We start from the raw sequence: 14295 nt of genomic DNA on the forward strand, positions 1-14295 counted from the left end.
CGGCGCGGGCAGGCGGGTGGTGTCAGCGCGGGGCGGCCGCGGTGACCGACGCGAGGGAGCCGGACAGGTGGGCAGTCCGGGTCGCGTGGCGCTGGATCTTCCCGCTGGAGGTCTTGGGGATGGTGCCGGGGTGCACCAGGACCACCTCGCGTACGGACAGGCCGTGGGCCTCGCCGAGCGCGCTGCGGATCAGGTCGATGATCTTCTCCGAGTCGCCCGCTGCGTCCGGGGCCACCTCGGCGACGAGGACGACCTGCTCCCCTTCGGCTCCGTCGCCGGCGGGGACGGAGAAGGCGGCGGTGCAGCCGGGGCGCAGGGCCGGGTGGCACATCTCGGCGGACAGCTCCAGGTCCTGCGGGTAGTGGTTGCGTCCGTCGATGACGATCAGGTCCTTGAGGCGGCCGGTGACGAAGAGTTCGCCGGCGCGCAGGAATCCGAGGTCGCCGGTGCGCAGGAAGCGGCCTTCGCGGCCGGGCAGGGTGGCGCGGAAGGTCTCGCGGGTGGCGAGGGCGTTGCGCCAGTAGCCCTTGGCGACGCTCGCTCCGCTCACCCAGATCTCGCCGACGTGTCCCTCGGGAAGTTCCGTGCCCTGTTCCGGGTCCGCGATGGTCACCGTGAGGCCGGGGCCGGGACGGCCACAGCCGACCGCGGCCGCGTCCGCCTCGCCGGTGTGCGGCCCGAGGTCCTGGGCGGCGAGGAGAGTGGGCGGGGCATCGACGGCGGCGCCGGTGACCATCACGGTCGCCTCGGCGAGGCCGTAGCAGGGGTAGAAGGCCTCTCGGCGGAAGCCCGCGGGGGCGAAGGTGTCGGTGAAGCGGCGCAGGGTGGCGGCGCGTATGGGTTCGGCGCCGTTGAAGGCGACCTTCCAGGAGCTCAGGTCGAGGCCGTCGACAAGTTCGTCGGTGGCGTGCTTCAGGCTCAGTTCGTAGGCGAAGTTGGGTCCGCCACTGGTGTGCGGGCGGTAGCGGCTGATGGCCTTCAGCCAGCGGTCGGGCTGCTGCAGGAAGTGCAGCGGGGAGAAGAGCGTGGTGGTGAGGCCGAGGTAGACGGTGTTCAGGACCGGTCCGATGAGACCCATGTCGTGGTAGACGGGCAGCCAGCTGACGATCAGTTCGCGGCCGTACTCCTCGATGACCTCCGGGGTGTGCCCCATCCGTTCGGTGATGATCCGCTCGTTGTCGAGCAGGTTGCCGTGGGTGACGGCCACGCCCTTGGGGGCGGAGGTGGAGCCGGAGGTGTACTGGAGGAAGGCGACCGAGTCGGGGGTGAGGTCGGGGGCGTGCCAGGCGTCGGCGGCCTCGTCGGGGATGTCCTCGGTGGTGAGGCAGCCGATGTCGGCCAGCTCGGGCAGGTGCTCCGCCATGCCGGCCAGGGCGGTGACCACGTCCCGGCCGCCGAGGATCACCTTGACGTCCGCGTCGGCCACCAGACGCCTCATACGGGTCAGGGCCCGGTGGTTGTCCGCCCGGCCCTGCGGAGGCACGCCGGGTACGGCGACGACACCGGCCGCCAGGCAGCCCAGGTAGTCGCTGATGAACCCCAGGCCGGGCGGGTGCAGCAGCATGGCCCGGGAACCGGTCAGGGCGCGTTCCTGCAGCCAGGCCGCGACGGCCCGGGAACGGCGGGCGAGCCGCGCGTAGGTGATCTCCTGGATCTCTCCGTCGCAGTCCCCGGAGACGAGGTAGCGGTATGCGGTCCGGTCGGGCTGTTGCGTGGCGTGCTCGGTCAGTAAGTCGACCAGGGAACGGGCCATGGGAAAAGTCTCACCTGTCTGGATCGGTGGGCGGGGAACTGGAGTTCGAAGGCCGCGCGACACATGTGCACAGCAGCCGCGAGCGGCCCGGCCCCCTTGCCGGACTGTGCGACTCGACCATCCGTCCGGGGAGTGGCGACATGCCGGCTCCCCGTGCCCCGTACGACTTGCTACCGGCGAGTAGCACTGTAGCAACTCTGTTCGGCCCGTCGACCCGAACTCTGTAAACGCTGGGTGTCAAACGGGAGTTGGACATGCGGAAGGCCCGGCCGCCCGTGGCGTGCACGGGGTCCGGGCCTGAGGGCGGGAAGCCGGTGTCAGCCGCCGTTCAGGCGTCCGCGCAGCAGCCCCTTGCCGATTTCCGCGCCCTTGCGGCTGTCCGCCTGGGCCTTGCGGAACAGGTCGGCCACCTCGGTGTCCTTCTCGCGTTCCGCGTCCTGGATGTAGGTCTCCAGGCGCAGGGCGTTGCTCAGGCACGCCTCCACGTACCAGATGAGGTTGTAGTCCTTGTCCGGCGTACCGGTCACGCCGCCGGTCTCCGTGCTGCTGGTCATGCGGACCTCCTCCAGCGGTGGTCCTTCCGGGGCTGTCCGAGTACCCGTGCCGCACCAGGCAATCAGCCGACGTCCCACAGGAAACGGTGCGTGTGGATGCCGAAGTACGGGAACGGCTGGATCTGCCGGATCCCTTCGATCGGCCGTACGACGTCATTGACGAAATCCAGCAGTTCGCGCGGGCCCGCCGTGACCACCTCGGCGAACAGGTCGAAGCCGCCGGAGGTCAGCACCGCGTAGACGACCTCCGAGCGAGCGGCCAGTTGGTCGGCGACCTCGCGCGGGTCGCCGTCCACGCCGATGCCGAGCAGGGCCATGGCCTGCCCGCCCATGGACATCGGGTCGGTGACGCCGACGACCTGCACGGCCTTGGTGTCCAGCAGCCGCTGCAGGCGCTGGCGGGCCGCCGAGGCCGAGAGGCCGACCTTGGGGCCCAGGTCGGCGTAGGCGATACGCCCGTCGGTCTGCAGTTCGCGCAGGATGGCCCGGTCGATGTCGTCCACGTGCGTCGCTCTCCTTGTTCCGGTTCTGCCTGTCCGGTACCGCCGGTGCCGCTCAGCCGGCCAGGTCGGCCAGCGCGGCGGCGAAGACCTCGGTGTGGAGGTCGACGTCCTGGTCGGTGGTGTCCGGACACATCAGCGCCATGTTGTGGAAGGGGGTCAGCAGGATGCCCCGGTTGGCCAGGTAGAGGTGGAGGAAGTCCTCCAGTTCGGGGTCGCCGGCCGCCGCGGACTCGGTGCCGGTACGGGGGGCAGGCGAGGCGAAGCGGTATTCGGTACGGGCGCCGAGACGGCTGACCGACCAGGGCAGGGCATGGGCGTCGATGCCCGCGCGGACGCCCGCTTCGAAGCGTTCGGACAGTTTGGCCATGCGGGCAAAGGCGTCCTCGGTCAGGACGTGTTCCAGCGTGGCGCGCACCGCGGCGACCGACAGGGCGTTCCCGGCCAGGGTGCCTCCGACCCCGCCCATGTCGACCAGGTCGAGGTCGGCGCGGTCGAGGAGGCGGTCCGCGAGCTCGGCGGACAGGCCGTACGCGCCGGCCGGGATGCCGCCGCCGATGGCCTTGCCGATCGTGAGCAGGTCGGGCTCCAGGTCCCAGGCGCCGGTGCAGCCGCCCGGGCCCGCGGAGAAGGTATGGGTCTCGTCGTTGATGAGCAGGGTGCCGTGGCGGCGGGTGAGCGCCCGGACGCCCTCGAGGTAGCCGGGGTCGGGCAGGACGATGCCGATGTTGGTCAGGGCCGGCTCCATCAGGACGGCGGCCACATCGCCGTGGGCGAGTTCGCGCTCCAGTTGTTCCAGGTCGTTGAATTCCGCGACGCGGCTGGTCAGCGTGACGTCGCAGGGAGCGCCGACGTTTCCGGGTCGGGCCACTCCCCTGCCGTCGGGGCCGACGACGATGAGGGACTCGTCGACGCTGCCGTGGTAGCTGTAACTGTTCACCAGGATCTTGGGGCGGCCGGTGACGGCCCGGGCGAGCCGGATGGCCCAGCGGTTGGCGTCGGTCGCCGTCAGCGAGAAGCTCCAGCGGGCGAGGCCGAAGCGGCGGGTCAGCTCGGCACCGACCCATTCGGCGTCCTCGGTGGGCAGCATCGCGGTGGCGCCGCCCAGATCGGCGAACCGGCGCTGGACCGCATCGGCCACGACCGCCGGGGAGTGACCGGCCATCGCTCCGGTGTCACCGAGGCAGAAGTCGACGTACTCCTGCCCGTCGATGTCCGTGACGCGGGCGCCGCGGGCGGTGGCCAGGTAGCGGGGGAAGGCCCCCGCCGCCTTGTTCATCCACGTCATCGGCACCCGCCCGAAGAGATGGTCGGCCCGCGCGTAGGCGTCCCTCGAACGCGGGCAGCGATGGGCGGCCTGCTCCTTCTCACGGGCGAGCAGGTTCTGCAAACGGGCGCGGTCCATGGAATCCCCGAACTCTGGGCACGACGGAACCAGCGGAGCATACGACGGAAATCCTTGATCGATCAAGACTATGACGCGGAATCTGTTGCTGAGTCGATCGAATCGTGCGTCCCGGGCGCAGCCCCACCCGGCGCGGCGTACCGACGAGATGCGGGCGCGGGCGGGGGCCGTCACCGCGGAGCCACGGTGCCGCGTCCGTGCAGCAGGGCCGCTGTACACGCTGTTGCCGGTGATCGGCGCCGGGATCGAGACCACCGTGAGACCCATCGGCGATGCAGCCGTCGCCCTGCTCCGGCACCCCGAGGAGCTGGGAGGCGGTCGTGGACGAGACGCTGCGGGTGCACCGTCGGTCGGTGCGCCGCGCGCCCGGGCGGGCCCCTGACCGCGTTCGAGCGCGTCCCCGAGGGGCGACTGGCCGTCCGCGAGGACGAGTTGCGGCCGGCACCGTCGGCCATCGCGTCCGCCGGCAGGAAGCGCCGGTGCGGCTGCGCGCGTAGAACCGCGAGGGGGCCCGACCGGTCCCCCGTTCCGGTCGCGCCCCCGCGGTCCGTCGAACTTACGTGCCGGGTGGATCCGTTGTGAACCGCGTCGGTGCCCGCTGTGGTGTCCGCACGGCTCACCCGTGCACAGGTTAGTCCGGATGGTCCCGGTTCGCCCGGCGCAGGTCGGGATGGTCGAGGTCGCCGAGGGCGAGATGGGCGAGGACGACCTCGTAGAGGTCGCTGCCGGCGGCGAGCAGTTGGCGTTCGAGGACGGGTTCCGCGCTGCGCACGTGCTCCCGTACCGTCTGCGCGTGCACGCCCAGGATCTGCGCGGCGCGTTCGGCGTTGCCTCCGGCGGCGATCCAGGTGCGCAGGGTACGGCGCAGATCGCGGGCGTCGGCATCGAGACGGGCGAGCAGGTCGCTCGCCCACGTGCGCAGGGCGGGGCCGGACAACAGCTCGCCGAGCCGGGGGTGGCCCGTTGCGGCGGGGCCGGTCTCGTGCGGTTCCGTCGCCAGGCCGACCCAGGTGTTGAGCGCCAGGTGCACGACAGCGCGGGCGGCGAGGTCGGAGAAGTCCGTCCGCAGCAGTGCCTCCACGCGTTCCATGCGGGCCCGGACGGTGTTGCGGCTGACGCCGAGCACCTTGGCGGCGTTGACGGCGGTGAACTCCAGGCCCAGCCGGGTGGTGGCGAGGAGTTCGGCACGGGTGTGGTGCGCCAGGGTGTCCAGCGGCCGCAGCACATGAGTCGTCCAGCCGTGCAGCTCGGCGGGGTCCATCAGACGCTCGGGGTGGGTGCGTTCGGCGTACACGGCCTGCTTGTCGGGCCGGAAGCGGGCGACGGCGAGCGCGCTGACGGCCTGTCCGTAGGCGGTGGCGGTACGGGCGAGGCTCTGCGGGGCGCTGCCGCCGAGGAAGGTGTCCGGCCGTCGGCCGATCAGGGAGCGCAGCTCCCCGGCGGCCGTGTCGTCGGGAGCGACGACGATGACGTGCGCATCGACGGCCGGACAGCGCACGACCAGCACCTGCTCCTCCGTCGCGGTCAGGCACTCCTCGGCGAGCCGGTCGCGGTCCTCGGCGCAGCCCTCGAGGACGTAGACGCAGGCGGTGTCGGTGTCGAGCAGGCCGGGCCACAGACCCGCGGCGACGCGGCGGGCGGAGACGGTGTCCTCGACCATCAGCAGTTGCAGGATCGCCAAGCGCAGATCGGAGGTGGCGCGTTGGAGACGGCGTCCGGCGGTGGTCGACTCACGGGCCCTGAGCAGGAGTTCGACCACCTGGGCGGTGTGGGTCACGATCTCGGAGCTCCGGCGGTCGAAGGGTGCCCGGCGGGACACGGCCAGTACGCCGACGGGGGCGGGCGGCGGCTGCTCCACCCGGACGAGCCGCAGATGACGTCCCGTGTCGTCCCAGGCGGCGGAGGCGATCCGGCCGGATACGAGATCCGCGAGGAGGTTCTCGTCCAGCGGTGTCGGCGTTCCGGCGAGGAGCCGGCCGGTGCCGTCCTGCAGCCAGGCCGTCCCTCGCACGGCTTCAGCGAGCCAGGCGACGACCCTGCGGATGTCCCGGCCCGTGGGGCGCAGGTGATCGAGCAGTTCCTGCGCCCACATCGGGCCATCGTCGGCGCCCGTCACCTCGCCAGGGCGGGCCCCGTCCTTTCGGCCTGCCATCTCGGCCTTCTCCTCGTCCATCGCGACGACCTCGGCGTTTCGGTCGGGGACGTTACCTCACGGGTGCCCGGAGGTTGCGCGGCTACGGGTGCGTGCGACGGGCGAGGGCCCTTCAGGCGGTGTGGCCTGCGAAGGCGCCACCCGGGGCGAAGGCCAGCGAGGCGAAGCGTTCACCGATGCGCAGATGGGTGTCGGCGTCCGGGTGGAGCTGGTCGGGCAGGGGCAGTTCGTCGTGGTCGGACTCGCCGTAGAGCTCGCGGCCGTCAAGGTAGTTGAGGTTCGGGTCCTCGGCCGACCGCTGAGTCACGATACGGGTCAGCTCGTCCCGGATGACGCCCAGGGCCAGTTTCCCGCTGGCTCGTTCCCCGGGATCGCCCATGGCCTGGAAGTGCAGTTGACCGTCGTTCAGGGAGGTGAAGTCCAGGACGCTGGGGCCGGGCGTGTCCTCGTGTATCGGGCACAGGATGGGCGAGACGACCAGCAGCGGTGTCGTGGGGTGCCCTTCGCGGATGGTGTCGAGGAAGCCGTGGACGGCGGGGGTGAAGGCGCGCAGGCGCATCAGGTCGGTGTTGACCAGGTTGATGCCGATCTTGACGCTGATCAGGTCGGCCGGGGTGTCGCGCAGGGTGCGCGCGGTGAACGGGTCGAGGAGGGCGCTGCCGCCCAGACCCAGGTTGATCAGGTCGACGCCGCCCAGGGAGGCGGCGAACGCGGGCCATGTGGTGGTGGGGCTCGCCGCGTCGGAGCCGTGGCTGATCGAACTGCCGTGGTGCAGCCACACCTTGCGGCCGCTGGGCGGGCTGGGCTCCACGGCGGCGTCGGTGCGCAGGGCGACCAGTTCGGTGGTCTCGTTGTGCGGGAGCCAGATCTCGACGTCCTTCTCCCCCTCGGGCAGGTCGGGGAAGCGGAGGGTGCCCACGGAGCCGGGCCGCAGTTCGGCCGTGCCGGCGACCATGTCGATGGTCACGGTGTTGCCGTCCGCGATACTGCCCCGGCCGGCCGGGCGGCCGTCGACGAGGAGGTCGTACACGCCGTCGGGACGGGGCGGGGCGCCGACGTAGTCGCGTTTGGTGGGCAGGGCGTCGAGTTCGACGGCCGTCGCGCGTGTGCGGAACGCCAGCCGTACTCCCGAGGGCTGGGACGCGGCGCTGGCCAGCTGCGGATCGGTGCACTGGGCGCGGGCCCAGGCGGGCAGCCGGTGCGGCAGCACGCCGTGCTCGGTGTGCTCGATGTCGAGGGCGCCGCGCAGCAGTTCGGCGGTGACGGGCGTGGTGATCCAGTCGTGCTCGGTGGGCATGTCGTCAGCCTGTCGATCAAAGGGTCGGGGCGGTGGGCCAGTTGCGCAGGAGGGCGTCGAGGGCGTCAAGGATCCGCGTCCAGCTCTCCTGCGAGTCGGGGGCGCTGTGGCTGAAGCCGCCCGCCGTCTCCAGACTCGAGTAGCCGTGGAAGACGCTGCCAAGCAGCCGAACGGCGTGCGTCTGGTCCGGTTCCGTCAGGTCGTAGCCGCGCAGGATCGCGCGTGTCATCCGGGCGTGCCGGACGCCCGCGCCGGCGGCCGCGGTCTCGGGATCCAGCCGTAGCCGGGCCGCGGCCGCGCGGCCGGGGTGTTCCCGGCCGTAGTCGCGGTAGGCGTTGGCGAAGGCGGTCAGGGCGTCCTTGCCGGCGCGGCCGGCGAGGGCGTCGGCGGCCCGGTCGGCGAGCTCCTCCAGGGAGAACAGGGCGATCCGCGTCTTGAGGTCCTGGGAGCTGGACACATGCGAGTACAGGCTCGCCACCTTGACGTCGAAGCGGCGGGCCAGCTCGGAGACTGTCACCTGGTCGAAGCCGACCTCGTCCGCCAGCTCCGCTCCTGCCCGCACCACACGTTCCGTGGTCAGCCCGACGCGCACCATGGCCGCCCCCTCTCTCACCAGAGCCGGTTCGCCAGAGTCGATTATTAATTTGCCTAAGGCCTTTAGGCAAATTAGCGTGAGGTTATGGAACCGCTGTCCGAGCAAGAGATCCGCACGGCCTTCGTGAACTGCACCAAGGGCGAGGCCAAGCGCCTGTCCGTCCCCCGCGACCTGGCCGAGCGGCCCTGGGACGACCTGGACTTCCTCGGCTGGCGCGACCCCCAGGCCCCCGACCGCGCCTACCTCGTCACCGAGTGGAGCGACGGCTGGCCGAGAGCCGTCGCACTGCGCGGCGCCGGCTCCGCCGTGGGCCAGGCGCGGCGCAGCATGTGCTCGATGTGCCTGACCACCCACTCGGGCGGCGTCTCCCTGATGGTCGCGCCCAAGGCGGGCAAGGCCGGGCAGCAGGGCAACTCGGTGGGCGCCTACATCTGCAGCGACCTCGCGTGCTCGCTCTATGTGCGGGGCAAGCGGGACGCGGGCATCGGGGCGCGGCTGCACGAGACGATCACCCTGGAGGAGAAGATCCGGCGCACCGTGGCGAACGTCGCCGCGTTCGTCGCCAAGGTCGGCACGGCATAAGCTCGGCCAATGGCGAAGTACTTCGACGTGCACCCCGAAAACCCCCAGCCGCGCACCATCGCCCAGGTCGCCGACAGCATCCGCGCGGATGCGCTCATCGCGTATCCGACGGACTCCTGCTATGCCCTGGGCTGCCGGCTGGGCAGTCGTGACGGCATCGAGCGGATCCGGACCATCCGCCACCTGGACGACCGGCACCACTTCACGCTCGTGTGCCAGGACTTCTCGCAGCTCGGCCAGTTCGTACGGATCGACAACGACGTGTTCCGCGCCATCAAGGCGTCGACGCCCGGCAGTTACACCTTCATCCTGCCGGCGACGAAGGAGGTGCCGCGGATGCTGCAGCACCCGAAGAAGAAGACGGTCGGCGTGCGCATCCCCGACCACGTCGTCACCCAGGCCCTGCTCACCGAACTCGGCGAGCCGCTGCTGTCCAGCACGCTGCTCCTGCCCGACGAGGAGGAGCCGATGACCCAGGGCTGGGAGATCAAGGACCGCCTCGACCATGTGCTGGACGGGGTGGTCGACTCCGGGGACTGCGGCACCGAGCCGACGACGGTCATCGACTTCTCGGGCGGCGAGGCGGAGATCGTACGGCGAGGGGCAGGGGACACCTCTCGGTTCGAGTGAACTCCAGCATCTCCCGAGGCCGGGGGCCCTTTCGCCGGGTTGGGTGGCGCGTGCAACGATGACCGCGGCCGGCCCGTCGGGCCGCATGAGTTGGTCGGCGCCGAGCGCGCAGAGAGGCAGCCCCCATGACCTCCGTACAAGGAACCACCGTTGACATCCCCACCGCGGACGGCGTTGCCGACGCCTATGTGGCGCACGCCGCCGACGGCACTGCCAGGCCCGGCGTCCTGCTCTACATGGACGCGTTCGGGATCCGCCCCCACCTGAAGTCGATGGCCGACCGGATCGCCGAGGCCGGATACACGGTGCTGGTGCCCAACGTGTTCTACCGGCACGGGCGCACGCCCGTCGTCGAGTTGCCCGAGTTCATCGACCCGGAGGCACGCCCGGAGATCTGGGGCAAGGTCGGCCCGCTGGTCATGTCCGTCACCCCCGACCTGGCGAAGCGCGATGCGGCCGCGTATCTGCAGTGGCTGGCCGAATCGCCCCTCGTCACCGACGGCCCGGTCGCACTGACCGGCTACTGCATGGGGGCACGGCTGTCCCTGATCACCGCCGGCACCTACCCGGACCGGGTCGCCGCCGCGGCCGGGTTCCACGGCGGCCGGCTGGCGACGGAGGACCCGGACAGCCCGCACGCCGTGGTCGGGCACATCACCGCCGAGGTGTACTTCGGGCACGCCGACAACGATCCGTCACTGCCCGCGGAGCAGATTCAGCGTCTGGAGGACGCGCTCACCGCGGCAGGGGTCCGGCACCGCTGCGAGGTCTATCCGGGCGCGCACCACGGGTACACGCAGGCCGACACGTCCTCGTACAACAAGGAGGCCGACGAGCGTCACTGGGAAGCGCTTCTCGACCTTCTTCAGCGGACCTTCTGACAAGTTGCCACAGGCGCCCGCGGGTTCATCCCGCGGGCGCTCTTCTTTTTCCTCACGTCACCCTTATTGACATGCGCGCAACTCCGGTGCCAGTTTGAGAGCGCTCTCAAGCAGGTACGGACCAATTGGCCCATCCCCTCGAGTGACCCCACACACGGAGGTGGAGCGTGCACCACAAGCTCACTCGTCGTCTGACGGCCCCCACAGCCGCAGCCGCACTCATCGCCGCGGTGATCGCGATCCAGGCACCCTCGTCCGCCAGGGCAGCGGTGCCCGACACGATCCCGCTGCAGGTGACCAACAACTCCGGCCGCGGCGACGCGGTCTACGTCTACACGATCGGCACCCTGCTCTCGACGGGACAGCAGGGCTGGGCGGACGCGAACGGCACGTTCCACGCCTGGCCTGCCGGCGGCAACCCGCCGACACCCGCACCGGACGCGTCGATCGCGGGACCGGCCTCCGGCCAGTCGAAGACGATCCGGATCCCCAGGTTCTCGGGACGCATCTACTTCTCCTACGGGCAGAAGCTCGTGTTCAAGCTGACCACCGGCGGTCTCGTGCAGCCCGCCGTGCAGAACCCGAGCGACCCCAACCACGACATCCTGTTCAACTGGTCCGAGTACACACTCAACGACTCCGGCCTGTGGCTCAACAGCACACAGGTCGACATGTTCTCCGCGCCTTACGCGGTGGGCATCCAGGGGGCGGGCGGCAGCACGGCCACCACCGGCCACCTCAAACCGGGCGGCTACAACGGCGTCCTGAACGATCTGCGCGGGAAGTCCGGCGGCTGGGCCGGGCTGATTCAGACCCGCTCCGACGGGACGGTGCTGCGGGCGCTTGCACCAGGGCACGGACTGGAGTCCGGCGCACTGCCGGCGTCCGTGATGGACGACTACATCAACCGCGTCTGGCAGAAGTACACGTCGGCGACCCTCGCCGTGACACCGTTCGGCAACCAGCCGAACACCAAGTACTACGGCAAGGTCTCGGGCGGCGTCATGAACTTCACCGATGGCTCCGGCAATGTGGTCACGACCTTCCAGAAACCGGACGCGGACAGCGTCTTCGGCTGCCACAAACTCCTCGACGCGCCCAACGACCAGGTACGCGGCCCCATTTCACGCACCCTGTGCGCCGGCTTCAACCGCTCCACACTGCTGGTCGACCCCAACCAGCCCGACACGTCCTCGGCGAACTTCTACCAGGACTCGGTGACCAACCAGTACGCCCGCGCGATCCACGCGCAGATGGCCGACGGCAAGGCCTACGCGTTCGCCTTCGACGACGTCGGCAACCACGAGTCGCTCGTCCATGACGGCAGCCCGCAGCAAGCGGACCTGACCCTCGACCCCTTCAACTGACGACGAAGGGCCTCACCCCGCGGCGGACGAGGGTGAGGCCCGGATCCGTGCGGGCGGGATCAGCCCGTCGTCAGCGCGGTGCCGTCGACGACGAAGCCGGTCTGGAGCGAGGAGTCCTCGACACCGCTGGACTTCAGGGTGACGGTCGAGCCTGCCAGCGACGACAGGCCGAAGGACTTCTGCGTGCACCCGGAGGCGGCCGGGTGGTGCCGCCCAAGGGTCAGCTGAGGCCGAGGGAGGACAGGGCGGTGGTCCAGTCACTTGCGATGGCGCTGCGCGCGTCGCCGAGGGTGACCGTACCGGCGCAGACGGCCTTCTTGAGCTTGTTCTCCACCGAGTCCTTGCTGTACGCGGTCTCGTCGCCGTAGCGCGGCTCCGGCCACAGGTTCTGCGCGTCCTTGGGGGCGCCGCCGAGCTCGAGCGGGACGAGGTGGTCCTCCTCGTAGTCCGAGGTGCTGGTGTCCGAGTAGCCGTACTCCGATATCTGCTTGACCTTCAGGGCGTTGGTGTACGAGGTGGAGGGGCGCACGGTGGCGGTCCAGCCGGACACACAGATCGTCGAGTCGATCGTGGACTGGGTGACGTCCGGGTTGTAGGCGCCGGGCTGGCAGGTCGGGTCCGGCAGCGGCAGGTAGGACTGCGAGCAGCCGGCCGCGTGTGCGGCCGAGCCCGTGCCGATGATGAGGCCGGCGACGGAGAGGGTGAGGGATGCCGTGGTGGCGGTGAGGCGGCGCATGGCACGCATGGGGGTTCTCCCGCGATGGGCCCGGGATTCCGGGCGGGTGTGTGCATGACAGCACCACCGGGTCTATGCGGGTAGAAATACGAAGTGAAGAATCAGTGACCTCACTGAATCCTTGCCACCCCTTGACTTTCGGCCACCCAACGCCTGGGGTGCGCTTGGGTGTTCGATAAGATGGGGGTAACTCGGGGCTCTGGACTATCTGCTGCACCCCGCCGCCAGACGTTGCCGGCCGGGAAGTGCAGCCTGGCTTGCAGCACGCGAAACATGACGAGCCGGCTCATGCACCGACGGCTCGGCGAAGGGACCGTCGCCGACAGCCGGTTACCCGTCGGACAGCGCCTGGGCCCGGCCACCTGGCCGGCCCACTCGGCGGCCGATCCAGATTTGGGCCTCTCCACGGCAGCCGCGGAAGTGCACACCCGGCGTCGAGCTCAGCGGACGGACACCGCTCGCCGGACGGCGGGTCCCCAGCTACATCACGCCGGGGGCACATGAGTCACTCGCCGGCTGAGGCGCCCGGCCGAGCGGCTCACACGGCGATCAATGAGTGCTCGCGACCAGCACATTCGGCGGACGCACAGGCGAAGGCTCCGGAGCGGGCGGCAAGAGGTACTTGGCCCCTGCCCGCCTCAGGGCTCCCAAGGGTCCGTCTACGGGCCGGGCGGAGGCACCCTATCTCCCCACGACCCCGTCCTCCCGCCACGGAGGGCGGGTCGCGGCATGCCACCAACGGTCGGACGGGAACCGAACGCGACGGGGAAACCGGCGGAGCTCGAAGAACGGGTCGAAGTGATCGATGCCTGCGTCGAGCCCATCGCGAGCAGGCCGGTGGATCTCACCGACCCCGGCTGGATGCGGAAGATGCAGGAGGGTCCGCGCCCGGTGGACGCGCGGGCATCCGGTCGGAGGCCGAGTGGGCGTTGCGGGACGCGCTCCCGCTCTACGAGGAGGGCGACGACGTCCGGGCCGCAGTGCGTGCCCTCCTGGAGCGCTGCCACTCGTTCCGTTGGGCGACGACGCTCCCCTTCGAGCCCACGCCCCAGGGCTTCCGGCAGCGACTGCTGGAGATGTCGGCGACCGGAAGGGAGCCGAGCGGGCTCTGGTAGCACGCAGGATGGCGACTTCCCCGGAGTCCGCCGCGCGTGGGCGTCGCGTACGCGCCCTGGAGGTGATGGTCGCAAGCCGCGCGTGACCCGAAGGCGTCGATGTCTGGCTGGAACTCGCCCCTTTGCGACCGGAGTCAACCCCTGATAGTTGAGAGTTATTCAGTTACCAATGGTAAGCCCTTGCATTTACGCGGCTCTTACCCGTAGACCTGGCTCCACAAATTGCCAGGGGTCTGGGGGGAGTTGGCAGATGCAAGGCACGATTGACGGGTTCCGCTATGGTGCGGTCACCCCGGTGGCGGCCTATCTGATGGCCTGCCTGGGAGGGGCGCTGGGACTGCGGTGCATCGTGCGGTCCCTGCTGAACGAGCAGTCCTGGAAGCCGGGTTGGCTGGCGCTCGGCGCCGCCTCGATCGGCTGTGGGATCTGGACCATGCACTTCATCGCCATGCTCGGATTCAAGGTCGAGGAGACCGGGATCCGATACGACACCGGGCTGACGCTGCTGAGCCTGGCCGTGTCGATCGTCGTGGTCGGCATCGGCGTGTTCATCGTCGGCTACCGGGGTGCCGGCAAGGCAACGCTGGGAGTCGCGGGCGTGGTCACCGGTCTCGGCGTGGCCGCGATGCACTACCTAGTGAGCCGGTCTTGAGTTCACCTCTCGCCACGTGAGGTGCGGTTCGTTTCAGATTGCGGCGTGGGCGGTGACGGAAACTGTCGGCTGCGGT

General features: G+C 70.4%; 13 protein-coding genes and 1 pseudogene. 6 read left to right on the forward strand and 8 right to left on the reverse strand.

What is annotated here, in order from left to right; translation table 11 throughout:
- Positions 1 to 22 precede the first annotated feature (22 nt).
- The 7 genes from ACWCRD_RS42400 to ACWCRD_RS42430 all read right to left on the reverse strand — a co-directional run bounded on the left by ACWCRD_RS42400 (position 23) and on the right by ACWCRD_RS42430 (position 8256).
- Positions 23 to 1753 carry a fatty acyl-AMP ligase gene (locus tag ACWCRD_RS42400; RefSeq protein ID WP_450971013.1) on the reverse strand — a complete coding sequence of 577 codons (1731 nt, stop codon included), beginning with the start codon at positions 1751 to 1753 and terminating at the stop codon, positions 23 to 25.
- 317 nt (positions 1754 to 2070) lie between these two features.
- Positions 2071 to 2307, reverse strand: a complete 237-nt coding sequence (locus ACWCRD_RS42405; protein ID WP_099926203.1) for a hypothetical protein — start codon at positions 2305 to 2307, stop codon at positions 2071 to 2073.
- Between the two features lie 62 nt (positions 2308 to 2369).
- Positions 2370 to 2810: an Lrp/AsnC family transcriptional regulator gene (locus tag ACWCRD_RS42410; protein ID WP_450971014.1), complete on the reverse strand. Its 441-nt coding sequence runs from the start codon at positions 2808 to 2810 to the stop codon at positions 2370 to 2372.
- Positions 2811 to 2862: 52 nt separating this feature from the next.
- A complete protein-coding gene (locus tag ACWCRD_RS42415) occupies positions 2863 to 4212 on the reverse strand; it encodes a transaminase (RefSeq protein WP_450971015.1) in 1350 nt (449 codons plus the stop codon).
- A gap of 631 nt (positions 4213 to 4843) precedes the next feature.
- Positions 4844 to 6364 (reverse strand): helix-turn-helix domain-containing protein, encoded by a 1521-nt coding sequence (locus ACWCRD_RS42420; RefSeq protein WP_450971027.1) that lies wholly within the window; start codon positions 6362 to 6364, stop codon positions 4844 to 4846.
- 112 nt (positions 6365 to 6476) lie between these two features.
- Positions 6477 to 7661, reverse strand: coding sequence for an SGNH/GDSL hydrolase family protein (locus ACWCRD_RS42425; RefSeq protein ID WP_450971016.1), 1185 nt, complete (start codon positions 7659 to 7661; stop codon positions 6477 to 6479).
- A gap of 16 nt (positions 7662 to 7677) precedes the next feature.
- Positions 7678 to 8256 carry a TetR/AcrR family transcriptional regulator gene (locus ACWCRD_RS42430; RefSeq protein WP_450971017.1) on the reverse strand — a complete coding sequence of 193 codons (579 nt, stop codon included), beginning with the start codon at positions 8254 to 8256 and terminating at the stop codon, positions 7678 to 7680.
- 84 nt (positions 8257 to 8340) lie between these two features.
- Between ACWCRD_RS42430 and ACWCRD_RS42435 the strand changes: the two genes are divergently transcribed.
- From ACWCRD_RS42435 to ACWCRD_RS42450, 4 genes are all read left to right on the forward strand, one after another.
- Entirely contained in the window at positions 8341 to 8838 is a 498-nt protein-coding gene (locus ACWCRD_RS42435) for an FBP domain-containing protein (RefSeq protein WP_450971018.1), read from the forward strand.
- A gap of 9 nt (positions 8839 to 8847) precedes the next feature.
- Positions 8848 to 9468, forward strand: a complete 621-nt coding sequence (locus ACWCRD_RS42440) for an L-threonylcarbamoyladenylate synthase (RefSeq protein ID WP_389083501.1) — start codon at positions 8848 to 8850, stop codon at positions 9466 to 9468.
- 125 nt (positions 9469 to 9593) lie between these two features.
- Positions 9594 to 10349, forward strand: coding sequence for a dienelactone hydrolase family protein (locus ACWCRD_RS42445; protein ID WP_450971019.1), 756 nt, complete (start codon positions 9594 to 9596; stop codon positions 10347 to 10349).
- Between the two features lie 167 nt (positions 10350 to 10516).
- Complete coding sequence (locus ACWCRD_RS42450; RefSeq protein ID WP_450971020.1) at positions 10517 to 11716, forward strand: glycoside hydrolase family 64 protein; 1200 nt, start codon at positions 10517 to 10519, stop codon at positions 11714 to 11716.
- A gap of 220 nt (positions 11717 to 11936) precedes the next feature.
- On the opposite strand, the gene ACWCRD_RS42455 is transcribed toward ACWCRD_RS42450, so the two are convergent.
- On the reverse strand, positions 11937 to 12461 hold the full coding sequence (locus tag ACWCRD_RS42455; RefSeq protein WP_450971021.1) for a hypothetical protein: 525 nt from the start codon (positions 12459 to 12461) through the stop codon (positions 11937 to 11939).
- Between the two features lie 920 nt (positions 12462 to 13381).
- On the opposite strand from ACWCRD_RS42455, the gene ACWCRD_RS42460 reads away from it, so the two are divergent.
- Both ACWCRD_RS42460 and ACWCRD_RS42465 read left to right on the forward strand, forming a co-directional pair.
- Positions 13382 to 13567 (forward strand): hypothetical protein, encoded by a 186-nt coding sequence (locus ACWCRD_RS42460; protein ID WP_450971022.1) that lies wholly within the window; start codon positions 13382 to 13384, stop codon positions 13565 to 13567.
- A 250-nt stretch (positions 13568 to 13817) separates the two neighbouring features.
- Positions 13818 to 14204 (forward strand): annotated as a pseudogene (locus ACWCRD_RS42465) (MHYT domain-containing protein); the annotation flags it as partial.
- Between the last annotated feature and the right edge of the window lie 91 nt (positions 14205 to 14295).

Source organism: Streptomyces sp. NPDC002092, from assembly GCF_053593775.1.

What these genes read in the sequence shown, in the direction of transcription:
- ACWCRD_RS42420 (WP_450971027.1), bottom strand. Translation starts at nt 6,364, where the DNA reads ATGGCAGGCCGAAAGGACGGGGCCCGCCCTGGCGAGGTGACGGGCGCC.
- ACWCRD_RS42440 (WP_389083501.1), top strand. Translation starts at nt 8,848, where the DNA reads ATGGCGAAGTACTTCGACGTGCACCCCGAAAACCCCCAGCCGCGCACC.
- ACWCRD_RS42445 (WP_450971019.1), top strand. Translation starts at nt 9,594, where the DNA reads ATGACCTCCGTACAAGGAACCACCGTTGACATCCCCACCGCGGACGGC.
- ACWCRD_RS42455 (WP_450971021.1), bottom strand. Translation starts at nt 12,461, where the DNA reads ATGCGTGCCATGCGCCGCCTCACCGCCACCACGGCATCCCTCACCCTC.
- ACWCRD_RS42415 (WP_450971015.1), bottom strand. Translation starts at nt 4,212, where the DNA reads ATGGACCGCGCCCGTTTGCAGAACCTGCTCGCCCGTGAGAAGGAGCAG.
- ACWCRD_RS42405 (WP_099926203.1), bottom strand. Translation starts at nt 2,307, where the DNA reads ATGACCAGCAGCACGGAGACCGGCGGCGTGACCGGTACGCCGGACAAG.
- ACWCRD_RS42435 (WP_450971018.1), top strand. Translation starts at nt 8,341, where the DNA reads ATGGAACCGCTGTCCGAGCAAGAGATCCGCACGGCCTTCGTGAACTGC.
- ACWCRD_RS42425 (WP_450971016.1), bottom strand. Translation starts at nt 7,661, where the DNA reads ATGCCCACCGAGCACGACTGGATCACCACGCCCGTCACCGCCGAACTG.
- ACWCRD_RS42430 (WP_450971017.1), bottom strand. Translation starts at nt 8,256, where the DNA reads ATGGTGCGCGTCGGGCTGACCACGGAACGTGTGGTGCGGGCAGGAGCG.
- ACWCRD_RS42400 (WP_450971013.1), bottom strand. Translation starts at nt 1,753, where the DNA reads ATGGCCCGTTCCCTGGTCGACTTACTGACCGAGCACGCCACGCAACAG.